Below are 21,499 nucleotides of genomic sequence, written 5' to 3'. Positions count from 1 at the left end.
TCCGGTACCCCGCCCTGCCCCGTGTTGTACGAATGGCGACTTTTTTAGCGCTTTGTCACACTTTCCCACGCGCCACGCCGCGCTGGAATATAATGATAATCATTCTCATTAATATCCGGATAACTCCATGCACCACTTCCACCTCGTCCCTACCCCGTTCGCCCTGGCCGCCTTCCTGCTGGCCAGCAGCGCCGCCCACGCCCAGAACACGCCGGCGGACGGCGCCACGCAGAGCATGCCGACGGTGCTCGTGCATGCCTCGGCCGATGCGTCGGCGGAAGGTTTGTCCAAGGCGTATGCGGGCGGCCAGGTGGCGCGCGGCGGGCGCATGGGCTTGCTGGGCAACGTGGACATGATGGATTCGCCCTTCGGCAGCACCAGCTATACGCAGCAATTCATCGCCGACCAGCAAGCGCGCAGCGTGGGCGATTTGTTGCAAAGCGATCCGGCCGTGCGCACCTCGCGCGGCTATGGCAATTTCCAGGAAGTGTATGTGATCCGCGGCTACGCCCTCGATTCGGACGACGTGGCCTACAACGGCCTGTATGGCGTGCTGCCCCGACAATACGTATCGCCGGAATTGCTCGAGCGCGTGGAAGTGTTCCGTGGCGCCAGCGCCTTCCTGAATGGCGCGGCGCCGGGCGGCAGCGGCATCGGCGGCGCCATCAACCTGATGCCCAAGCGCGCCGGCAACACGCCGCTGACGGAATGGACGGTGGGCGTGGAATCGGGCGGCCACGCCTATGCGGCCATCGACGTGGCGCGCCGCTTTGGCGAGCAGCAGGAATTCGGCGTGCGCGTGAATGCCGCCAAGCGCCAGGGCGAGACCGGCATCCAGCGCGAAAAGCACGACGTGGGCATGTTTTCGGTCGGCCTCGACTATCGTGGCCGCGGCTACCGCCTGTCGGCCGATGCCGGCTACCAGAATGTCGACTTGACGGCGCCGCGCCCTTCCATCAGCACGGGCAGCCTGACGAGCTTGCCTGGCGCGCCCGATGCGTCGAGCAACTTTGCCCAGCCATGGAGCTATTCGAAGGAGCACGACGTGTTCGGCACGGCGCGCGCCGAAGTGGACCTGGCCAAGGATGTCGTGGCCTGGGCCGCGTTTGGCGGCCGGTCGACCAAGGAAGCCAACAGCCTGGCCCAACCGACGTTGAGGTCGCTCCACGGCGATGCCAGCGTGTACCGCTTCGATAATGCGCGCAAGCAGGAAATCCGCACGGGCGAACTGGGCATCCGCGGCAAGCTCGTTACGGGCGCCGTCAAGCACACCCTGGTGGCCAGCTGGTCCGGTCACTGGAACGAAGCGAAGAATGCGTATGCGATCAGCGACTATGCGGGCTTGCCGACGAATATCTACCGTCCGCTGGACGTGGCCATGCCACCCACCCTGCCCGTCAACTCGGGCGGCGTGATGAGCGACCCGCGCCTGACGCAAAAAACCATCCTCAGCAGCTACGCCGTGGCCGATACCATGGCCTTCCTCGACGACCAGCTGCTGTTGACCGTGGGCCTGCGCCGCCAGCAGATCCGCGACGCGGCGTACGCCTACGGCACGGCCGTGCAATATTCCAGCTACGACAAGAGTGCCACCACGCCCGTGGCCGGCATCGTCTACAAGGCCAGCAAGAACGTGTCGCTGTACGCCAACTACATCGAGGCGCTGGTCAAAGGGCCCGTTGCCAGCGGTACCTACTTTGATGGCGAGAAGGACCTGCCGTTGAGCAACAAGGGGGAAGTTTTCTCGCCCTACAAGTCGAAACAGAAGGAAATCGGCGTCAAGTATGACGGCGGCAGGCTGGGCATGAGCGCCTCGCTGTTTTCCACGGCCAAGCCTTTGCCGGCCGTGGTCGGTTCGCGCGCCACCCTGTCGGGCGAACAGCGCAATCAGGGCCTGGAACTGTCCGTCTTTGGCACGCCGATGGCGGGCGTGCGCCTGCTGGGCGGCCTGACCTGGCTCGATACCGAACAGCGCAAGACGGACAAGCCGGCCAACAATGGCAAGGATGCCATCGGCGCGCCAACAACACAGCTCAGCGTGGGAGGCGAATGGGACGTGCCGGGCGCGCCTGGCCTGTCGCTGAACGCCCGCACCGTCTACACATCGACGCAGTATGCGGATCTGGCCAACAGCAAGCAGCTGCCCTCGTGGACCCGCGTCGACATCGGCGCGCGCTACCTGACCCAGGTGGCGGGCCATGTCGTGACCTTGCGCGCGCGCATCGACAACGTGGCCGACCGCAGCTACTGGGCCTCGGCCGTTTCCTCGTTCGACGCCGGCAGCCTGGTGCTGGCCGCACCGCGCACCTTCGTCGTGTCGGGCAGCGTGGCGTTCTGATTCGGCCCGCGCCTAAGCTGCCCCCTCCCCGGGCAGCTTCGCGTGCGCGCCTTTGCGGCGCGCCGCGCTTCGGCGACAATGCCGACATGAAACGACTCCCTGCCCTGCTGTTCTTGCTATGCCTGTCCCTGCCGGCCGCTGCCCAGAAGCAAGCCGCCTGCCCATATGCCGCCTGGAAAAGCGGATTCAAGGGCGATGCGCGGGCGCAGGCGACGTGCTTGCTGCGCCCTGTGCAGCGGTACGCGCGCCTGGGCGGGAGCGCGCCGCTGCCGGCCTTCCTGGCTGCCCGCATCGGCCAGCGCACGACCATCGCGCCGGCCCGCCTGCGCGCCTGGCTGGCGCAGCAATCGATCAGCGAAACGGACGTGGGCGGCGCCGTCGACGCGCCCCTGTCGCGCGCCGCGGGCCGGCTGGCGGCGCCCATGGCCCGCTATTTCGTCATCCACGACACCAGCTATCCGAATTTTCTTGCCGCCCCCATTCCCGATCACATCAACGACGCCGGCTGGGATTTCAACGATTTCAACAGACGTAATCCCGCGCTGGGCGGCGGCCCGAAGGGCCATGTCTACGTGAACCGCCTCGGCGATTCATTGGCCGTGCGCGACTTCGGCACGGCCGGCTACGCCAGCAAGCTGGAAAAGGACAAGCCTTCGCTGACGGGCCTGTTCCTGCACGTGGAACTGGTGCAGCCGCGCAACTCCGTGCCCGGCGGCGGCAAGGGCAACGATGGCCTGGCGCCCGATCCCGGCTTTACAGCCGCGCAATACGAGCGCCTGGCCCTCTTGTACCTCGCCGCCAGCGTGCGCAAGGGCACGTGGCTGATCCCCGCCTTCCACGCCGTGCTCGATACGGGGTATGCGAACGGTCATGACGATCCGCAGAACTTTTCGCTGGAAACCTGGTCCGCTACGCTGGCCCGTTTGACCCATATCATATCGCCGCCCGACAGCACCCAATAAGGGCGTGCGCGCCGCCCAACAGGAGGATACTGGCGGCATGCGGTGCGGCCGGCATGGCTGGTGCGCCGTCCTGCCTTGGAGGAAGCGTGGCGCTCTCGACTGATCATCCGTTCGCACCAGCGCGGCCGCTCCAGCGCGCGCAACGCATCTTCGCCCTGCGCGACGCCGTGCTGGCCGAATGGGAACATCGCGTGCGCGCCAGCGTGCGCGGCGCCGAACAATTGCTCACGCCCATATTGATCAACACCCTGCCCGCCTTCTTCGACAACCTGGCCGAGGCGCTGACGCGAGGCCATGCGCGCGAGAATGCGGCCAGCAACACGAACGTGCCGGCCGTGCATGGCAATGAACGGGCGCGCATGACCGATTACGGGCCGGAACAGGTGATCCAGGAATACCAGATCTTCCGCGACTGCTTTGCCGCCGTCGCCCTCGAAGCGGGCGTGTCCCTGCGGCGGCGCGACTGGCGCATCATCAACGATTCGATCGACACGGGCATCCGCGAATCGATACGCGAGTTCACGGCCATGCATGAAAGTTTCCGGCGCCGCATCGCCGCCGGCCTGTCGCACGACATGCGCAACCCCTTGTCCGTCATCGCCACCAGCGCCCAGTTGTTGCAGCGGCAAGCCGATCCGGCCAAGGTGCAAGAGCTGGCACGCAAGATCGGCGAACACAGCAAGCGCCTCGACGCGATGATCGAGGAATTGCTCGATACCCTCAGCTACCAGCGGGGCCAGCGCCTGCCGCTGGCCTTGAGCCAGTTCGACATCCTGCCGCTGGCGCAAGCCGTGTGCGGCCAGGTCAACCTGCAGCATGCGGACCGCTGCAAGGTCACTGGCCAGACCGTCACGGGCTGGTGGTGCGAGAACTCGCTGCGCCGCGCGCTGGAAAACCTGGTCAGCAATGCCGTCAAATATGGCGACGACAGCCCCATCGCCGTGCACGTGGCGCACGCCCACGAGCGCATGATACTCACCGTCCATAACCGTGGCCATGCCATCGCCACGGAGCAGATGGCGCGCATCTTCGACTACCTGCGGCGCGACAACCACGCGCCCGCGCCCGGCTGGGGCATCGGCCTGCCCTTCGTGCAGAACGTGGCCGAAAGCCACGGCGGCAGCGTGGCCGTCGACAGTTCGCCGCAAGCGGGCACCACCTTCATCCTCGACTTGCCCATCGATTGCCGGCCCTTCGTACCTGCGGCCGATAGCCCCAGAAACTGACGCCGCGCGCACCAAAGCGGTGCACCTAAGCGGTGAACGCCACAAAAGTGGTCATTATTGCACTTTCCGCCCATCAGCCGACTGGCACGCTTCCTGCTGAGCTATGCATAGACACGGCTCAAGGGAAATCACAACATGGCAAATTTTTTCAATGAAATGACTGCGGATGAAGTGGGTACGGACAGCAAGGTACGTGAACACTATCGTGAATTTGACAATTGGCTGGCGCAGCAATCCCCGGAGACCATCGCCCGCAAGCGGGCCGAAGCCGACCTGACGTTCCGCAGGGTCGGCATCACCTTCGCCGTGTATGGCGACGATGCCGGCACGGAACGCCTGATTCCGTTCGACACCATCCCGCGCATCATCCCCGCCGCCGAATGGGCGCAGATGCAAACGGGCCTGGTGCAACGCGTGCAAGCCTTGAACATGTTCATCCATGATATCTATCATGAGCAAAACATCATCAAGGCGGGCATCATTCCCGCCGAGCAAATCTACAAGAATGCACAGTATCGCCCGGAAATGCAGGGCATCGCCGTCGCCTCCGATATTTACGCCCACATCGCCGGCGTCGATATCGTGCGCGCCGGCCAGGGCGAATTCTATGTACTGGAAGACAACTTGCGCGTGCCGTCCGGCGTATCCTACATGCTGGAAGACCGCAAGATGATGATGCGGCTGTTCCCGGAACTGTTCGCCCGCAACCGCATCGCCCCCGTCGACCACTATCCGGACATGCTGCTCGACAACCTGCGCTCCGTCGCACCGATGGGCGTCGATGACCCGACGGTCGTCGTCATGACGCCCGGCATGTACAACTCCGCCTACTTCGAACATGCGTTTTTGGCCCAGCAAATGGGCGTGGAACTGGTCGAGGGCAAGGATTTGTTCGTCAACGACAATTCCGTGTACATGCGCACCACGCGCGGCCCCAAGCGCGTCGACGTGATCTACCGCAGGGTCGACGACGATTTCCTCGACCCGCTGGCCTTCCGCTCCGACTCCTCGCTGGGCGTGCCGGGCCTGCTGTCCGTGTATCGCGCAGGAAGAGTCACCCTGGCGAACGCCATCGGCACGGGCGTGGCCGACGACAAGTCGATCTACCCGTTCGTGCCCGACATGATCAAGTTTTATTTGTCGCAGGAACCGATCCTCAACAACGTGCCAACCTATCAGTGCCGCAAACCGGCCGACCTGTCCTACGTGCTGGCCAATTTGCCGACACTGGTGGTCAAGGAAGTGCATGGCGCGGGCGGCTACGGCATGCTGGTGGGCCCGGCGTCGAGCACCGCGCAGATCGAGGACTTCCGCCAGCGCCTGCTGGCCAACCCGGGCGGCTACATCGCCCAGCCCACGCTCGCCCTGTCCGCCTGCCCCACGTACGTGGATGCCGGCATCGCGCCGCGCCACATCGATCTGCGCCCGTTCGTGCTGTCCGGCAAGACGATCTCCATGGTGCCCGGCGGGCTGACCCGCGTCGCCCTCGGTGAAGGTTCGCTGGTGGTCAACTCCTCGCAAGGAGGCGGCACCAAGGATACCTGGGTACTCGAAGCCACATCCGCCTTTGCAGGAGAAAAAACATGCTGAGCCGCACCGCCGATCATTTGTTCTGGATGGCCCGCTACACGGAGCGGGCGGAAAACACGGCGCGCATGCTGGACGTCAACATGCAGACCTCGATGCTGCCGCAGTCCGAGCAGGACGCGGAGCAAGGCTGGCGCGCCACCCTGGGCATTTCCGAGCTGCAAAGCGCGTACGACCACAAATATGGCCGCTTCCACACGCGCGACGTGCTCGACTTCATGGTGCGCGACCCGAACAACCCGTCGTCCATCCTCGCCTGCCTGACGGGCGCGCGCGAAAACGCCCGCGCCGTGCGCGGCACCCTGACGACGGAAGTGTGGGAAATCCAGAACGCCACCTGGCTCGACATGCAGAAGCGCTTGAAAAGCAATCTGCTGGAAACGGACCCCAGCCAATTCTTCGAATGGGTGAAATACCGCTCGCACCTGTCGCGCGGCGTGACCCTGGGCACCATGCTCAAGGACGAGGCCATCCACTTCATCCGCCTGGGCACCTTCCTGGAGCGGGCCGACAACACGGCGCGCATCCTCGACGTGAAGTTCCACGGCGCGCGCGACACGTCGAAGGACGTCACCCAGCGCGATTTTTACTACTGGGCGGCGCTGCTGCGCTCCGTCTCCGGCTTCGAAATCTACCGCAAGGTCTACCGCGACGTGATCACCCCGGAGCGGGTGGCGGAACTGCTGATGCTGCGCGGTGACATGCCCAGGTCCTTGCTCGCCTGCATGGATGACGTGGTGGAAAATTTAAGACACATCCGCAACGACGTGTCGGCCGATACGGAGCGTTTCGCCGGCAAACTGCACGCCGAGTTAAAATTCGGCCATATCGACGACATCATGAAGGCTGGCTTGCACCCTACATTGACGCAATTTCTGGAAAACATCTACGACCTGGGCAACCGGGTCAGCCGCGACTTCCTCGTTCCCTTGGCGGCCTGATGCAGCTCACCATCCGCCACGCTACCGAGTACGCCTACAGTGCGCCGCTGGCCTACACCATCCAGCAGCTGCACCTGACGCCGCGCAGCGAGCCGCAGCAGCGCGCTCTGTCCTGGCACATCGCCACGCCGGGCCAGTGCCACGCCTACACGGATGCCTACGGCAACCTGTCGCACATGCTGACGATTAACGGCAGCCATCAATCCTTGAGCCTGGTGGCGCACGGCGTGGTGGAAACCATCTATCCGCACAAGGGACGGCTGAACCTGGTCGATACCTTGTCGCCGCTGTTGTTCACCATGCCGACGCCGCTGACCCAGGCCGATCCCGCCATCCTCGAACTGGCGGCCGCCAGCCTGCCGGACCGCAGGGTGACGGCCGGCACCGGGCACTTGCTGCGCCTGGCCGAGCACATCGTCGGCAAGGTGGCGTATGAAAGCGGCGCCACCGTGGTCACCACCACGGCCGGCGACGCGCTGGCCCTGGGGCGCGGCGTGTGCCAGGACCATGCGCACCTGTTCCTCGCCTGCTGCCACGCCTGGGGCATCCCGGCCCGCTATGTGTCCGGCTATATCGATCCGGGCACAACGGGCCACGCGGCCAGCCATGCCTGGGTCGACGCCTGGACGGAAGACACGGATTTCGCGGGCTGGGTCAGCATCGACGTCACGCATGCGCGGCTGATGACGGATGCGTATTGCCGCCTGGCCATCGGACGCGACTACGATTCGGCGGCCCCCGTGCGCGGCGTGCGCCAGGGTGGCGGCACGGAAACCCTGCACGTGGATGTGCAAATCGTGCCCGTATAAACGAGCAGGAATGAGGCTGGCCGGGCCTTGCGGCAAGATAGGCAGGCCCGGCTGGTGTAGAATGCTTCCCCTTTTGACTTGATTTACGACGATGACTTATTGCATAGGCATGCGCCTGAACGAAGGCCTGGTCTTCCTGTCCGACTCCCGCACCAACGCCGGCGTGGACCAGGTGGGCACCTTCCGCAAGATGAGCGTGTTCGAGAACCCGGGCGACCGCATGCTGGTCCTGATGACGGCCGGCAATTTGTCGATCTCGCAGGCGATCCGCCAGATCGTGTCCGAGCACGTCGATGCGGACGGGCGCAGCATCTGGAACGTGAGCAGCATGTACGATGCGGCGCGCATCGTGGGTGTAGCCGTGCGCACCGTGCACCTGCGCGAAGCGAAGGCGCTGGCCGACTGCGGCATCGATTTCAACGTCAGCATCATCCTGGGTGGCCAGATAGGCGCCGAGCGCTGCCGGCTGTTCCAGGTCTATTCGGCCGGCAATTTCATCGAATCGCACGATGAAAACACGTATTTCCAGATCGGCGAGGCCAAATACGGCAAGCCCATCATCGACCGGGTCATCAACCCGTTCACGCGCCTGGACGAGGCGGCCAAGTGCGCGCTCATTTCCATGGATTCGACCTTGCGTTCGAACATTTCCGTCGGCTTGCCGCTGGACTTGCTCGTCTACGAGACGGGCAGCCTGGCCGTCACGCGCTTCGTTACCATCGATGAAAAGAACCAGTATTTCCGCATGATCCGCGACACCTGGGGCGAACAGTTGAAACAGGTGTTTGAAGGCATCGTCGATCCCGTGTGGAACGCGGCGCCGGAAACCACGACGAACGTGCTGTCATCGACCAATATGCACAGCAAGCCCGTGCGCGTGGCCATCCCCGAGCACGCAAGTCGCGGCGGCCTGACGGTGGCGCCCCTGCAATCCTTGGCGCAGCAGTTCAACGACGACAAACAGCATTGACCGTTGACAGGCCCGCTGCGCGGGGCGCTGGACAAGTCGCTTTTCGCGTGCTTTTATGGCAATATGGCTTGATATTCAATCCAGATTGACTTGAAAGGCAGGTGGCGCATGGACTTGATCACTTCCGCCGTCGTGGCAGCCATCGGGCATGGCGCGCCCGGCCACGCGCCAGAAGCCGTCGCCAGCCATTTTCAAAGGCTCAAGCTGGCCATCGCCAAGTTCGACGGCGCCGCCGCCATCCTGGCCGCCATCGCCGCGCTGGAAGCCGAGCCTGGCAATACCCAGCTGCAACTGGCCCTGTCGGCCGCCCTGGCCTCGGCGAACGCGCCGGACGACATGGAAACCCTGTTTGCCGCGCAAGGCTTGCTCGACGCATTGCAGCCTGCGCTGCGTCCCTTTCCCCCGTCGCCCGCGGCGGAGAAGGCGCCCGCCCCGGTCGATCAAGGCGCCGTCGTGTCGAACTATGCGGTGGTCAAAGTGTATTTCGCCACCGACCGCCAACGCGACGTGGGCAAGCCGCCGGCCCGGCGCTTCAGCGGCGAACGCAGCACAGGGATGAGCAAGGGCAATGACGCGCTCAGCTATGGCAGCTGCGACGTCAGCATCCCCCGCGACCACCGCATGGGGCAGCTGGAATCGCCATCGCTGTGGCGCCTGGAGTTTCGCGACGACCCGGCCAAGCACGTGGTGCTGCTGAGTGCCGAGGTGCAAGACCGCGACAACTTCTTTGCAGCACTAAAGACCCAGGTGAGCGCCTCGGCCGGCAAGAGCGCCTTTGTCTTCGTGCACGGCTATAACGTGAGTTTCGAGGATGCGGCCCGGCGCACGGGGCAGATGGCCTACGACCTGGGTTTCGACGGCGCGCCCGTGTTCTACAGCTGGCCGTCGCGCGGCGACCTGGCCGCCTACACCATCGATGAAAACAATATCGAATGGAGCACGCCCCACATCGCGGCCTTCCTGGCCGACTTTCTCGCCAGCACGGAAGCGGCGCAAGTCTATCTGGTGGGCCACAGCATGGGCAGCCGGGGCCTGGCGCGGGCCGTGACCGACCTGCTGGCCGCGCAGCCGCAGCTGGCGCGCAAGATCACGGAAATCATCCTGTCCGCGCCCGATATCGACGCGGCCGTCTTCAAGCACGACATCGCGCCGAAACTGGCCGGCGCGCGCAATCCCGTCACCTTGTATGCCTCGTCGCAAGACCTCGCCCTGGCCGCCTCGAAAGCCGTGCACGGCTACCCGCGCGCGGGCGACAGCGGCGCCGGCATGCTGATCGTGGCGGGCGTGGAAACCATCGACGCCACCGGGGTCGACACGAGCTTCATGAAGCACTCCTACTTTGCGGAAAAGCGCTCGGCCCTGTCCGACATGTTTTATCTGATACGCAACCATACGCGCGCCGACCAGCGCTTTCTCGACCCCGTCGATACGGTCGCCGGCCGCTATTGGACGTTCAAAGCGTGACGCCGTTCCATCCGGTGCGGCACGCGTGCTAAGATACGGCCCAGAGGGTGGCAACGGGCACGGCGATGACGCCGCCAGCCTATCCCCCGCAAGCAGGCCTATCATGTTGACATCATCTTCTACACCGCACGCCGAATCGCTGATCCGCAACACCAACGCCCGCGTCACCAAGACGCGCGTGAAGGTGCTCGACTTTTTAATGGCGCAAAGCCGTTCGCTGACCCACCACGAAATCCAGCAGGCGCTGTCGCAGGACAGCGATATCGATTCCGTCACCCTGTACCGGGTGCTGGAATGGCTGACGGAAAATGAACTCGTGCACCGCATCGCGGGCGCCGACCAGGTGTGGCGCTTCAGCGCCGGCGCCGGCCATCAGGCGCACGAGCACGCGCACTTCCAGTGCACCAAATGCGCCAACGTCACGTGCTTCAATGAAGTCAAGCTGCCGCCGCCCGTGCTGTTGCCGGAAGGCTTCAGCGGCGGCGAAGTCGATTACCTGATCAAGGGCCTGTGCCCGCGCTGCAAGTAATCGGCGGCGGCATTACCTGATCAATAAAGCCAGGTGATGCTCGTCATAAAATAGCTCGCCCACGCGCATCGAGCGCGGTTCCGTGCCATACGCGATGAATCCCAGCGACTCATACAGGCCCAGGGCGGCATTGTTTTCCGCATTCACGCTCAAGTGCACTTGCATGATGGCTGGGTCCGCTTCGGCCTGGGCGATGCAGGCGTTGACGAGACGCCGCGCCACGCCCTTGCCCCGCTGCTGCACGTCGACGAACACGCCCCATAGTACAGCCTTGTGCCACAGCTGGCGCAACGGTTCGCGCCGCAAGCCGGCGAAGCCGACGAGACGTTCGCCATCGAAGGCGCCAAACGCCCTGTGCAGCGGGCCGCCGGCGATGCGCTGCGCATGCTCTTCCGGCGTGCGCGCCAGCTCATCCTCGCGTGACGAGGAAAACGCGCTGGGCGCATCCTGGATGGCGCGCAGGCGCAGCGCGCAAAAGGCGGCGGTATCTGCTGGCGTCAGCAGGCGGATGACGATATCGGAGGCGGACATGGGAAGACTCGGGAGTTTTTTCCCATTATACCCACGCCCCCGTCTCAGGCACGCACGCGGCGCAAAGCCAGCAAGGTCCAGCCGTACAGCGACGCCATCAACAGCAGCATGGCCGCGCCCAGGCCCGCCGTCCAGCTTTCCGGCAGCGACCAGGCCGGTTCCAGCTTGCCGGCGGCCATGTAGCCGGCCATGACCACGCAGATGGCGACGATGGGCCAGCCCAGGCGGCGCCGGAAGGCGCGCACGAGGTCAATTTTGCCGATGCGCATGACTTTCGCCGTGACCCAGCCATCGAAGGTATCCGTCACGCCCATGCCCACGGCAAACACCATGCCCGTGAGCAAGGCTGGCTGCATGCCGCCCAGCGCGACGGCCGCATAACCCCAGGCGGCCGCCTGCAGGGCCGTGTCGAACACCAGCGCGAACAACATGCCGACGACGATGGCGGCGAGCGGCCCTGTCGCGCCGCGCAGCCAGCGCGGCAGCAGCCGGCCGCGCACTTCGGCCAGCTGGGCGCCGGCCAGCAAGCTGCGCGCATTCATGGCGGCGATGAGCAGCAGCAAGGCGATGGGCAGCCATTCGAGCCAGGCGAACAGGCTTGCCGATGGCGAAAATTGCCGCGACGCGAAGGCGGCCATGGCCACGATGGCCAGCACGGTGACGCCATGCCCCAGCGCAAACAGCGCGCCCATCCATGGCGCCCAGCGCGCATGGGTGGACTGGCTGCGCAGGGTCAGGCCGTCGACGGCGGCCAGGTGGTCCGGTTCCAGGCCATGGCGCATGCCGAGCAGAAAAATCAGCGCCAGGGCGGGCAAGCCCGCTTCCACGCTCATGCCGCCACCCCGACGGGCCTGTCCGCCTTGGCCACGCAGCGGTCCAGGCCACGTGTCAGCATGTCCTGCGGCAAGTCGCGGCCGATGAAGATCATCTTGCTGGCGCGCGTCTCTCCCTCGCGCCACGGCGCGCCCAGCTCCGAGCCCATCAGCATGTGCACGCCCTGGAAGACGGCGCGGCATGGCAGGTCGGCCACGTACAAAATGCCCTTGTAGCGCATCAGCTGGCTGCCGAACAGCTGCACCACGGCGTCAAGGAAATTTTCCACCTGCGGCAGATCGAGGGGCTGGGCCTGGTGGTAGACGAACGATTGCACGCCATCGCCATGGCGGTGCCCCAGTTCCCCCAGGAAATCCGGCTCCAGCTCGACGATGGCGTTCAGATTGAAACCGCGGATATTCAGGATGTCGCGCAAGGGTACATTGCCGAAGCGCACTTTCTGTATGCTGGCGCGGCCATTGATGGCGACCAGGCGCTGGCGCAGCGCCGCCAGCCCATCCTTGTCGACCAGGTCCGTCTTCGACAGCAGGATGCGGTCGGCAAAGCCCACCTGCTCCTGCGCTTCCTTGTGCCCCGTCAATTGCTGCTGCGCATGGCGCGCATCGACCACCGTCAATATCGCGTCGAGCAGGTAGTGCTCGCTGACGGACGGCTCGGCAAAGAAGGTTTGCGCCACGGGCCCGGGCGCGGCCAGGCCCGTCGTTTCGATGATCACGTGGTCGAAAACGATGGTTCCTGCCGCGCGTTTGGCGTGCAGCTCGCCCAAGATGCGGATCAGGTCGCCGCGCACGCTGCAGCAGATGCAGCCATTGTTCATTTCCACGATCTGCTCGTCGCTGTCCTGCACCAGCAAGCCATGGTCGATGCTTTCGGCGGCAAACTCATTTTCGATCACGGCGATGCGCACGCCGTGATCGCCCTGCAATATGCGCTTGAGCAAGGTGGTTTTTCCGCTGCCGAGAAAACCCGTGATGATGGTGACGGGGATCAGTTCTGTCATATTTGTTTCCTATGATGGTTAATCTTCGAGTTCTTCCATGCGCTGCCACTGCGGAAACGGGTCCGGCAGCTTGCGCCAGGCGCCCATGCCCTGGCGCGTTTCCGTATAGTTGAGTTGACATTTCTTCAAGTCCGCCTCGATGGCGGCCTGGTCCATGTCCTGGCCGATGAAGACGATTTCCTGGTAGCGGTCGCCATAGGGTTCGCTCCAGCCCGCCTTGACTTCCGCCAGCGAGGCAGCATCCGCGGGCCAGCGTTCCTTCGGCACGGACGCCCACCACAGGCCCACGGGTTCAATATTCATCAGCTTGCCCGCGCCGGACAGGCTGGCCACCCATTCGGGCCGGCTGGCGAGCCAAAAGTACCCCTTGCTGCGCACCACGCCCGGTATCGGCTGCGCAATATAGTCATGCAGGCGCTGCGCGTGGAACGGCTCCTTCGACCGGTAGACGAAGCTGGCGATGCCGTAGGTTTCCGTTTCCGGCGCGTGCACGCCGGCCAGCTCCCGGGCCCAGCCCGGCATGCCGGCCGCCTGCTCCAGGTCGAACAAGTTCGTGCCCAAAATGGCGTCCAGCGGCACGACGGACTGGTTGGTTTCGAGGATGCGCGCGCCGGGATTCAAGGCTTTTACGATGGCCAGCACGCGCAGGCGCTCGTCCGCCGCCACCATATCGACCTTGTTGAGGACGATGACATTGGCAAACTCGATCTGTTCCGTGAGTAAATTGGCCAGCTGGCGGTCGTCGCCCTCGCCCGCGATCTCGCCGCGCTGCTCCAGGCTGTCTTCGCTGTGAAAATCGGCCAGCAAGTTGGCGCAGTCGACGACGGTGACCATGCAGTCGATGCGCGCCACGTCGTTCAGACTGTCGCCGTGCTCGTCTTCGAAATCGAAGGTGGCGGCCACGGGCATCGGCTCGCCCACGCCCGTCGATTCGATCAGCAGATAGTCGAAGCGGTCTTCCGCGGCCAGGCGCCGCACTTCCAGCAGCAGATCGTCGCGCAGGGTGCAGCAGATGCAGCCGTTGGACATTTCCACGAGTTTTTCTTCCGTGCGCGACAGGGCCGCGCCGGCCGCCGCCGCGCTGTCTTTCACCAGCGAAGCGTCGATATTGACTTCGCTCATATCGTTGACGATGACGGCCACGCGCTTGCCTTCGCGGTTGCGCAGTATGTGGTTGAGCAAGGTGGTCTTGCCGGCGCCGAGAAAGCCGGACAGGACGGTGACGGGGAGTTTGCGCTGGGGCATGGATATCTTTCGGATGGGGTGAGCGGGTAGTCAAGCAAGGGAGAAATGGACGGCCACATTTTAAATGCAGTCGATTGCGTTTGAATTATAATGCAGCTCAGTTGCATTTGTGCGGCAATCTTTGCCTGCCGGCCAGTTACCCGAAAGAACTTCATGCTCCACCTCGATTCACTCACCTACGGCTATGACCCCGCCCGCCCCGTGCTGGACATCGCTGCCTTTCACTTGCCCGCCGGACGCCACGCCCTGCTGCTGGGACCATCCGGTTCCGGCAAATCGACCTTGCTGCATTTGCTGGCCGGCATCTTGGCGCCCCAGTAGTGATCCAAATCACAATACGTTTTACAGCCGCTTTTGATACATCACGACATCGTGCAAATAAAAAAATCCAAACGATAGACGTAAGCCGTAGAGCCGAATTTAGGTGGGCGTTTGATAGGCGTGTTATTTCGAGAGATGCCGCGCACGCCGTATCAAAATGTCACGATCAAGAAACCTTGATCAATTATGGAAATAATGGAGAACGAAGCAAAGCAGGACAATCTTGTCGCATTAGTATATTTAGAAATTCAAAGCGTTGTTAGCTCTCGACACGTAAACCATGCTCTGCCACTATCGAAATTCACATGTTGCGAGGATAGGGATCTATCTGGAAAAATCGTGGAAGTTAAAGGAACCGGTAGTATTTAATCTGCGCACTAACGTGGCTACACTGTTCACGTCACAATCTGTACCATACCTGAGAAATTAAAAGAAATAATTTTTCTGCACGCAAATAGTCATCAAACCGGTTATCCTTCTACTTCCATAAAAAATACTAACCAGGAGCACGAAGAAAATGCATAAATTCACACATCAAAAGCCTAGGGGACAAGATGAGCACTTGGAAGCAATCTACGAAGAGTTCTCACTTTCCAGAAAAGAAAATAATTTTCAGCCGACCAAGACGGTGAAGGATTACCTAAAAGTAATTCTGAACCACACAGAGACCATAAGTCGTCAACATAGTGCCACGAAAGAATCCGAGTCTTTCGATCTGAATTGGGCCTTGGGCGCTCTGGCAATTGTAAGTTTCATTTTCTTGTTTAATGGCTTCGCAGGTTCAGGTGACTGGGCTTGGCTAGACAATCATCGCTTTGCTATCAGACTTTGGGGTATCGCTTTTGCAGCAGTTTTTCTTGGGGTCTCGATTGAGCGAACCTCATTCTTTAAAAGCCTATGGGCTTTCGGCTTTACTAAAGTTACCGCATCGGTCGCTGTATCCGCATTGATTGTTTTCAGCACCGGAAAGGCTTCCGGCATCATTAACAGCGTATTTCCTGTAGATGCCTCAGCTTTGCCATTTACAAGAGCTATCGTAGCAGGACTATTGATGTTCCAGTACTCCTATCCGCTATTATTTGTGGTTGGTCTATTTTCCATAGCCCATGCATTTAGTGCAATTGACTGGATAAAATATAATTTCTTTTCCATAGGCTCATATAAAGCGCCACCAACACTATCTGCTGTTTTCTTGGTATTTTCAATTGTAATTTTGGTATTTTTTGCAAGATTAGTGAATACCGATTTTTCACAAGATGTTTGGCCAAAAAAAGCTTATCAATTGGCACACATCTTAGATTTCAATTCAAAGTACGAATGTCAAAATCTGCCGAAAAATCTATCCGTCGTGTTTCTTGGGCCTGATCAGGCACGCGTTTTAGTGGATGTAAATCGCACACAAACAGACAATATAGAGTCATTTGTAGACGGGAGCAAGAGCGCTCAAGTTCCGATCCCTAAAAAATTCTATATACTTCCTTGTAATATAGTTGCGCCTTGAAACATGGCCTATGCTGTAGCGTCACCGCCACGTTGCATAAATACCCTGCTGCGTTGTACATTTTTCACCGAAGGGCTACTCAAAAAATTAAAAATAGATTATTCTAAAAATACCTGTCGGCAACCCGTCAATGCTGCCTGGCTAGCCACAGCCTCAGCCGCCTGCGCGCACCCCTGAATCCATGCGCCTTGCACGGCTGTCATCGCCGCGTCATATGGCGGCGTTACAGTCGCGTCCTTTGCATCTTTCCGAGGGCGGTAATGAAAACAAATTGGGTCATGCTGGCGGCGCTGGCAAGTGCAGGTCTCGTCGGCTGCAACGGCAGTTCAAACACGGCGCCGGCCATTCCCGAAGGCACGACGGTCACCGTGGCCTTGCTGGAAACGACGGACATTCACTCGAACGTCCTCAGCTATAACTATTACGCGCTGGCCGAAGACACGAGCCTGGGCCTGGAGCGCACCTCGACCCTGATCCAGGCGGCGCGCGCGGAAAATCCGAACAACGTCTTGCTCGACGATGGCGACGTCATCCAGGGCACTTTACTCGCCGACCTGCAGGCCGTGGCCGCGCCCGTACCCTGCTCCGGCACCTTGGCCGTGCACAAGGCCATGAACGCGCTGAAATACGATGCGGGCGGCATGGGCAACCACGAATTCAACTATGGCTTGCCTTACCTGAGCCAGATCACCAACACGGATTTCGGCATTCCCGGCGTCGCCAAGCCGACGGGCACCTGCGGCGCGCCCGCCTTCCCTTCCGTGCTGAGCAATGTCGTCGGCGTGTCCAGCGGCAAGCCGATTTTCCAGCCCTACACCCTGCTGCCACGCGATTTCGCCGCCACGGCGCCCGATGGCAGCAAGCTGACGGTAAAGATCAATGTGGGCGTGCTGAGCTTTGTGCCGCCGCAAATCCTCGAGTGGGATCAGAAAGTGCTCGCTGGCAAGGTCAGCGTGACGGGCGTGCAGGAAGCGGCGAAACAGTACGTGCCCGAATTGCGCAACAAGGGCGCCGACTTGGTGGTGGCCCTGTCGCATGGCGGCCTGGACACGAGCGCCTACAGCCCGAAGATGGAAAACGGCAGCTACCACTTGACCAGCACGGGCATCGACGCGCTGATGATCGGCCACTCGCATTTGATCTTCCCGAAAGGCAAGGAAGAAGGCGCGGCCGCGCTGGACGCCTCGTTTAGCGCCTTCCCCGCCAGCGCCAAGATCGACGCCGTCAACGGCTTCGTCAACGGCGTGCCCACCGTCATGGCGCAAAGCTGGGGCCGCCGTCTGGGCATCATCAAGCTGACGATGGTGTACCAAGGTGGTAAATGGGTGGTGCAGCCGGCCAAGACGACGGTGGAATCGCGCGGCTTCAAGTACACGGATGGCAAGACCCTCGTGAAAGCCGACCCGGCCATCGCGCCGCTGGTGGCCACCGAGCACGCCGCCACCATCGCCTACGCCAGGCAAGCGCTGGGCATCAGCACGGATTTCGAGATGTCCGCCTATTTCGCGCTGGTGGGCGACGTCAGCGCCATCCAGCTGGTGAACCAGGCGCAGCTCGATTACGTGAAGAACTTCATCGCCACCAGCACGGATGCGACCCTGTCCAGCTACAAGAATATCCCCGTCATTTCCTGCAGCGCGCCGTTCAAGGCGGGCCGCAACGGGCCGTCGGACTTCACGGACGTGGCCGCTGGCGCCTCGCCGGCCGCACCGGTCGGCTTGCAAGTGCGCAACCCAGGCGACTTGTATTTGTATAGCAATAACAACCTGCAAGCCGTCAAGATCAAGGGCGCGGACTTGAAGGCGTGGCTGGAAACGTCGGCCAAACAATTCAACCAGATCGACCCGAGCGCCACGGCCGAGCAAGACCTGGTGCCGTCGTATGGCACGATTTATAACTATGACGTGTTCTACGCGGAAAACAATGCGCTGACGTACCAGATCGACGTGACGAAAAAACCGGGCAGCCGCATCGTCAACCTGGCCTACAAGGGCGCACCGGTCGCCGACGGCGACGATTTCATCGTTGCCACCAACGATTACCGCGCCGGTGGCGGCGGCGCCGTGCCCGGCATCGATGGCAGCAAGACCATCATCAAGTCGCCCGATGCGAACCAGGCCGTGGTCAGCAATTACCTGGCGTCGCTCAGCACCAAGGGCGGCAAGGTGACCCTGGCGGCCAATGGCAGCGCGCGCAGCTGGAGCTTCGTCAAGACGGCCACGGCCGGTCCCGTGATCCTGCGTTCGGCGCCGGGCCACCTGGCGCTGGCGCAAGGCAGCGGCATCGCCAACGTGGCGGCCGAAGGCGGTCTCGACGCCAGCGGTTTCGCCAAGTACCGCATCGACCTGAGCAAATAAGGTCCATGGGCCGGAACAAGCGCAGTTCCGGCCCGTTTTGATGAAAGGGGATCTCTATGAAACACCCACTCTCCCTGCCCGCCGTCGTGCTGGCCGCCGTCCTGGCCGCCTGCAAGGCGTCGCCGCCGCCCACGTCGGCGGAAATCGAAGCCGTCGCCATGCATGCGCGTCAGGCGGGCGACCATCAGGCCGAGCGCAAGGTGCGCAGCTGGGCCGGCCAGGACATGCCCGTCGCCGAACGCGAACTGGCGCTGATTTACCAGCCCCGTCCCGAGCGCCGCGTCGAGGCCTTGAGCCTGTTCGAACAGGCGGCCCGCGCCGGCGACACGGAAGCGGCCTTCGAGCTGGGCCAGATGCTGCGCGCGGCCACGCCGGCCCAGGCCTGGCTGTGGTACCGGCAAGCGGCGCAACAAGGCCATGCGAAGGCGGCTCTGATGCTGGGCTTGCTGGCGGCGAATGGCGAAGGCGTAGCGAAAGATCAGGACGAAGCCGCGCGCTGGCTGGCCAAGTCGAGCGAGCTGGGCAATGCACACGCCATGTTCCTGCTGTACAACGCCTACCGCGAAGGCCGCGGCGTGCCGCGCGACCTGGCCAAGGGCCGTGTATGGCTGGAGGAAGCGGCCCACCACGAATACCCGCCCGCCATCCAGGAACTGGCCATGACGATGCAGGGGGACGACGCCCTGCGCGCCGGCCACCTGATGAAGGAAGCGACGGAGCACCGGCATAATAATTGGAACCGCTTTTAAAAAACTGGGTGTTAAAACCTGGACAAAAGGCCAGTGGCGTGAGCGAGGCCTGCCTTTATATACTTGCAACTTGCAAGCGTGCGGGAGCGGCAGTCATTCAGCGCTTATGATGGAAGGATGCCGCCTGTGTTCGCCTGGGCGGCGTGGCAAGCCATTCCGCACAAAAAAGTTTACACTGGTTTGCATTTTAGAAATTTTACTCTGGACCAGCCCCGGTGAGTGTGCATTCAACCCAGCCAGTGTTTGAGTAGCGCCGGTGCGTCCATTGCTCTGCCTAGCCATGAAAGAAAGAGTCCAATGAAAAAGCTGACCACCGCCTTTGGCGCGCCCGTAGTCGACAACCAGAACATCCAGACGGCCGGCCCGCGCGGCCCCGCCCTGCTGCAAGATGTGTGGTTCCTGGAAAAACTGGCCCACTTCGACCGCGAAGTCATCCCCGAGCGCCGCATGCATGCCAAGGGGGCCGGCGCGCACGGCACGTTTACCGTCACGCACGATATCACGCGCTACACGCGGGCGAAAATCTTTGGCGAAGTGGGCAAGAAAACGCCGATGTTCGCGCGCTTTTCCACGGTGGCCGGCGAACGGGGCGCGGCGGACGCGGAACGCGACATCCGCGGCTTCGCCCTGAAGTTCTACACGGAAGAAGGCAACTGGGACCTGGTCGGCAACAACACGCCCGTCTTCTTCATGCGCGACCCGCTGAAATTCCCTGATTTGAACCACGCCATCAAGCGCGACCCGCGCACCGGCTTGCGCAGCGCCAATAGCAACTGGGATTTCTGGACCTCGCTGCCCGAAGCCCTGCACCAGGTAACGGTGGTGATGAGCGACCGAGGCTTGCCACGCAGCTTCCGCCACATGCACGGCTTCGGCAGCCATACCTTCAGCTTCCTGAATGCGCAGAACGAGCGTTTCTGGGTCAAGTTCACCTTTAAAACCCAGCAAGGGATACAAAACCTGACGGATGCCGAAGCCGAGGCGCTGGTGGGCAAGGACCGCGAAAGTTCGCACCGCGACCTGTATGAGAGCATCGAAAACAAGGATTTCCCCCGCTGGACCCTGTACGTGCAGATCATGCCGGAGAAAGAGGCCGGCACCTATCACCTGAACCCCTTCGACCTGTCGAAAGTGTGGCCGCACGGCGACTATCCACTGATCGAGGTGGGCGTGCTGGAACTGAACCGCAATGCCGACAATCACTTCGCGGAAGTGGAGCAAGCGGCCTTCAACCCAGCCAACGTGGTGCCCGGCATCAGCTTTTCACCGGACAAGATGTTGCAGGGCCGGCTGTTTTCGTATGGCGACGCGCAGCGCTACCGCCTGGGCGTCAACCACAGCCATATCCCCGTCAACGCGCCGAAATGCCCATTCCACAGCTACCACCGCGACGGCCAGATGCGGGTCGACGGCAACCAGGGCGGCACCCTGGGCTATGAGCCGAACAGTGAACAGGAATGGGCCGAGCAGCCTGACTTCCGCGAACCGCCCTTGAGCATCGAAGGCGCGGCCGACCACTGGAACCACCGCGTCGACGAGGATTACTACTCGCAGCCGCGCGCCCTGTTCCGCCTGATGACGCCGGCACAGCAGCAAGCCTTGTTCGACAACACGGCGCGCGCCATCTCGGGCGCCTCGCAGCAAGTCAAGCAACGCCACATCGGCAACTGCACCCTGTGCGACCCGGCCTATGGCGCGGGCGTGGCCGAAGCAATCGGCCGCCTGAGCAAATAAGGCTGGCCGATACCCAGCCAGGCGGGCCTGCAGACAGGCCTGCCTAGCCGCGCTGGATATCGATCTGGCCCGTGATGCTCGTTTCCACCGGATAGCCCTCGACCAGCAAGGGCACGCGGCGCTTGACGGACGAGTCGCGCAGGTACACGACGAGCGCTTCCTTGCCCAAGGCCGTCTGCCCCACACCGACGCCTTCCACGCCATCGATGGCCATCAGCGCCCGTTCGTTGCGCCGCCTGGCCGCTTCCAGGCGGCCCGGCGGTGCGGCATGGGCGTACTGCCCCATCCCCTGTCCAGCGATCTCATCCGGAAAATACGGCATGGCGGCGTCTTCGAAGACGGCAAATGGCGATTGTGCGAATTTACTGTTTGACATGACACACCCTCCTGACGCATTCCAT

General features: G+C 62.4%; 19 protein-coding genes. 14 read left to right on the top strand and 5 right to left on the bottom strand.

Annotated features, from left to right (window positions below):
* The first annotated feature begins 127 nt into the window (after positions 1-127).
* From J0O65_RS22200 to J0O65_RS22160, 9 genes are all read left to right on the top strand, one after another.
* The gene (locus J0O65_RS22200) at positions 128-2,338 is read left to right on the top strand and encodes a TonB-dependent receptor (RefSeq protein WP_215409353.1); all 2,211 of its coding nucleotides are present in this window, start codon (positions 128-130) and stop codon (positions 2,336-2,338) included.
* An 86-nt stretch (positions 2,339-2,424) separates the two neighbouring features.
* Complete coding sequence (locus J0O65_RS22195) at positions 2,425-3,300, top strand: hypothetical protein (RefSeq protein ID WP_215409352.1); 876 nt, start codon at positions 2,425-2,427, stop codon at positions 3,298-3,300.
* Between the two features lie 86 nt (positions 3,301-3,386).
* Positions 3,387-4,526: a sensor histidine kinase gene (locus tag J0O65_RS28280; protein WP_215409351.1), complete on the top strand. Its 1,140-nt coding sequence runs from the start codon at positions 3,387-3,389 to the stop codon at positions 4,524-4,526.
* Positions 4,527-4,661: 135 nt separating this feature from the next.
* Positions 4,662-6,116 (top strand): circularly permuted type 2 ATP-grasp protein, encoded by a 1,455-nt coding sequence (locus tag J0O65_RS22185; protein ID WP_215409350.1) that lies wholly within the window; start codon positions 4,662-4,664, stop codon positions 6,114-6,116.
* Positions 6,110-7,054 (top strand): alpha-E domain-containing protein, encoded by a 945-nt coding sequence (locus tag J0O65_RS22180; protein WP_215409349.1) that lies wholly within the window; start codon positions 6,110-6,112, stop codon positions 7,052-7,054. Before J0O65_RS22185 ends, J0O65_RS22180 begins: the two co-directional genes overlap by 7 nt.
* A complete protein-coding gene (locus J0O65_RS22175) occupies positions 7,054-7,863 on the top strand; it encodes a transglutaminase family protein (protein ID WP_215409348.1) in 810 nt (269 codons plus the stop codon). The genes J0O65_RS22180 and J0O65_RS22175 overlap by 1 nt, the downstream gene beginning before the upstream one ends.
* Positions 7,864-7,954: 91 nt before the next feature.
* Positions 7,955-8,833 (top strand): proteasome-type protease, encoded by an 879-nt coding sequence (locus J0O65_RS22170; protein WP_215409347.1) that lies wholly within the window; start codon positions 7,955-7,957, stop codon positions 8,831-8,833.
* A 108-nt stretch (positions 8,834-8,941) separates the two neighbouring features.
* The gene (locus J0O65_RS22165; protein ID WP_215409346.1) at positions 8,942-10,297 is read left to right on the top strand and encodes an alpha/beta hydrolase; all 1,356 of its coding nucleotides are present in this window, start codon (positions 8,942-8,944) and stop codon (positions 10,295-10,297) included.
* A 103-nt stretch (positions 10,298-10,400) separates the two neighbouring features.
* Positions 10,401-10,826: a Fur family transcriptional regulator gene (locus J0O65_RS22160; RefSeq protein ID WP_070218730.1), complete on the top strand. Its 426-nt coding sequence runs from the start codon at positions 10,401-10,403 to the stop codon at positions 10,824-10,826.
* 12 nt (positions 10,827-10,838) lie between these two features.
* Here J0O65_RS22160 and J0O65_RS22155 read toward each other — a convergent pair whose 3' ends face one another.
* From J0O65_RS22155 to J0O65_RS22140, 4 genes are read right to left on the bottom strand one after another with little or no spacing between them, the layout of a single operon-like run.
* The gene (locus J0O65_RS22155; RefSeq protein ID WP_215409345.1) at positions 10,839-11,357 is read right to left on the bottom strand and encodes a GNAT family N-acetyltransferase; all 519 of its coding nucleotides are present in this window, start codon (positions 11,355-11,357) and stop codon (positions 10,839-10,841) included.
* Between the two features lie 44 nt (positions 11,358-11,401).
* The gene (locus tag J0O65_RS22150) at positions 11,402-12,190 is read right to left on the bottom strand and encodes a HoxN/HupN/NixA family nickel/cobalt transporter (RefSeq protein ID WP_215409344.1); all 789 of its coding nucleotides are present in this window, start codon (positions 12,188-12,190) and stop codon (positions 11,402-11,404) included.
* On the bottom strand, positions 12,187-13,191 hold the full coding sequence (locus J0O65_RS22145; protein WP_215409343.1) for a CobW family GTP-binding protein: 1,005 nt from the start codon (positions 13,189-13,191) through the stop codon (positions 12,187-12,189). Before J0O65_RS22145 ends, J0O65_RS22150 begins: the two co-directional genes overlap by 4 nt.
* Positions 13,192-13,209: 18 nt before the next feature.
* On the bottom strand, positions 13,210-14,436 hold the full coding sequence (locus tag J0O65_RS22140; protein ID WP_215409342.1) for a GTP-binding protein: 1,227 nt from the start codon (positions 14,434-14,436) through the stop codon (positions 13,210-13,212).
* 153 nt (positions 14,437-14,589) lie between these two features.
* Between J0O65_RS22140 and J0O65_RS28180 the strand changes: the two genes are divergently transcribed.
* The 5 genes from J0O65_RS28180 to J0O65_RS22115 all read left to right on the top strand — a co-directional run bounded on the left by J0O65_RS28180 (position 14,590) and on the right by J0O65_RS22115 (position 21,098).
* A complete protein-coding gene (locus tag J0O65_RS28180; RefSeq protein WP_215409341.1) occupies positions 14,590-14,757 on the top strand; it encodes an ATP-binding cassette domain-containing protein in 168 nt (55 codons plus the stop codon).
* Positions 14,758-15,274: 517 nt separating this feature from the next.
* The gene (locus J0O65_RS22130) at positions 15,275-16,258 is read left to right on the top strand and encodes a hypothetical protein (protein ID WP_215409340.1); all 984 of its coding nucleotides are present in this window, start codon (positions 15,275-15,277) and stop codon (positions 16,256-16,258) included.
* 260 nt (positions 16,259-16,518) lie between these two features.
* Complete coding sequence (locus J0O65_RS22125) at positions 16,519-18,615, top strand: bifunctional 2',3'-cyclic-nucleotide 2'-phosphodiesterase/3'-nucleotidase (RefSeq protein WP_215409339.1); 2,097 nt, start codon at positions 16,519-16,521, stop codon at positions 18,613-18,615.
* Between the two features lie 56 nt (positions 18,616-18,671).
* Positions 18,672-19,364 carry a tetratricopeptide repeat protein gene (locus tag J0O65_RS22120; protein ID WP_215409338.1) on the top strand — a complete coding sequence of 231 codons (693 nt, stop codon included), beginning with the start codon at positions 18,672-18,674 and terminating at the stop codon, positions 19,362-19,364.
* A 297-nt stretch (positions 19,365-19,661) separates the two neighbouring features.
* The gene (locus J0O65_RS22115; protein ID WP_215409337.1) at positions 19,662-21,098 is read left to right on the top strand and encodes a catalase; all 1,437 of its coding nucleotides are present in this window, start codon (positions 19,662-19,664) and stop codon (positions 21,096-21,098) included.
* Between the two features lie 43 nt (positions 21,099-21,141).
* Here J0O65_RS22115 and J0O65_RS22110 read toward each other — a convergent pair whose 3' ends face one another.
* Positions 21,142-21,474, bottom strand: coding sequence for a hypothetical protein (locus J0O65_RS22110; RefSeq protein ID WP_215409336.1), 333 nt, complete (start codon positions 21,472-21,474; stop codon positions 21,142-21,144).
* Between the last annotated feature and the right edge of the window lie 25 nt (positions 21,475-21,499).

Source organism: Janthinobacterium sp. JC611 (assembly GCF_018682595.1).
Classification (GTDB): Bacteria; Pseudomonadota; Gammaproteobacteria; order Burkholderiales; family Burkholderiaceae_D; genus Janthinobacterium.
Note: the sequence above shows the minus strand (reverse complement) of the source record. Positions and strands in the feature narration are given on the sequence as shown.

Bases quoted from the DNA above. Each gene is read 5' to 3' on its own strand.
- J0O65_RS22200 (WP_215409353.1), top strand. From the start codon at position 128: ATGCACCACTTCCACCTCGTCCCTACCCCGTTCGCCCTGGCCGCCTTC.
- J0O65_RS28180 (WP_215409341.1), top strand. From the start codon at position 14,590: ATGCTCCACCTCGATTCACTCACCTACGGCTATGACCCCGCCCGCCCC.
- J0O65_RS22165 (WP_215409346.1), top strand. From the start codon at position 8,942: ATGGACTTGATCACTTCCGCCGTCGTGGCAGCCATCGGGCATGGCGCG.
- J0O65_RS22125 (WP_215409339.1), top strand. From the start codon at position 16,519: ATGAAAACAAATTGGGTCATGCTGGCGGCGCTGGCAAGTGCAGGTCTC.
- J0O65_RS22130 (WP_215409340.1), top strand. From the start codon at position 15,275: ATGCATAAATTCACACATCAAAAGCCTAGGGGACAAGATGAGCACTTG.
- J0O65_RS22175 (WP_215409348.1), top strand. From the start codon at position 7,054: ATGCAGCTCACCATCCGCCACGCTACCGAGTACGCCTACAGTGCGCCG.
- J0O65_RS22115 (WP_215409337.1), top strand. From the start codon at position 19,662: ATGAAAAAGCTGACCACCGCCTTTGGCGCGCCCGTAGTCGACAACCAG.
- J0O65_RS22160 (WP_070218730.1), top strand. From the start codon at position 10,401: ATGTTGACATCATCTTCTACACCGCACGCCGAATCGCTGATCCGCAAC.
- J0O65_RS22170 (WP_215409347.1), top strand. From the start codon at position 7,955: ATGACTTATTGCATAGGCATGCGCCTGAACGAAGGCCTGGTCTTCCTG.
- J0O65_RS22180 (WP_215409349.1), top strand. From the start codon at position 6,110: ATGCTGAGCCGCACCGCCGATCATTTGTTCTGGATGGCCCGCTACACG.
- J0O65_RS22150 (WP_215409344.1), bottom strand. From the start codon at position 12,190: ATGAGCGTGGAAGCGGGCTTGCCCGCCCTGGCGCTGATTTTTCTGCTC.
- J0O65_RS22140 (WP_215409342.1), bottom strand. From the start codon at position 14,436: ATGCCCCAGCGCAAACTCCCCGTCACCGTCCTGTCCGGCTTTCTCGGC.
- J0O65_RS22120 (WP_215409338.1), top strand. From the start codon at position 18,672: ATGAAACACCCACTCTCCCTGCCCGCCGTCGTGCTGGCCGCCGTCCTG.
- J0O65_RS22145 (WP_215409343.1), bottom strand. From the start codon at position 13,191: ATGACAGAACTGATCCCCGTCACCATCATCACGGGTTTTCTCGGCAGC.
- J0O65_RS22185 (WP_215409350.1), top strand. From the start codon at position 4,662: ATGGCAAATTTTTTCAATGAAATGACTGCGGATGAAGTGGGTACGGAC.
- J0O65_RS22110 (WP_215409336.1), bottom strand. From the start codon at position 21,474: ATGTCAAACAGTAAATTCGCACAATCGCCATTTGCCGTCTTCGAAGAC.
- J0O65_RS22155 (WP_215409345.1), bottom strand. From the start codon at position 11,357: ATGTCCGCCTCCGATATCGTCATCCGCCTGCTGACGCCAGCAGATACC.
- J0O65_RS22195 (WP_215409352.1), top strand. From the start codon at position 2,425: ATGAAACGACTCCCTGCCCTGCTGTTCTTGCTATGCCTGTCCCTGCCG.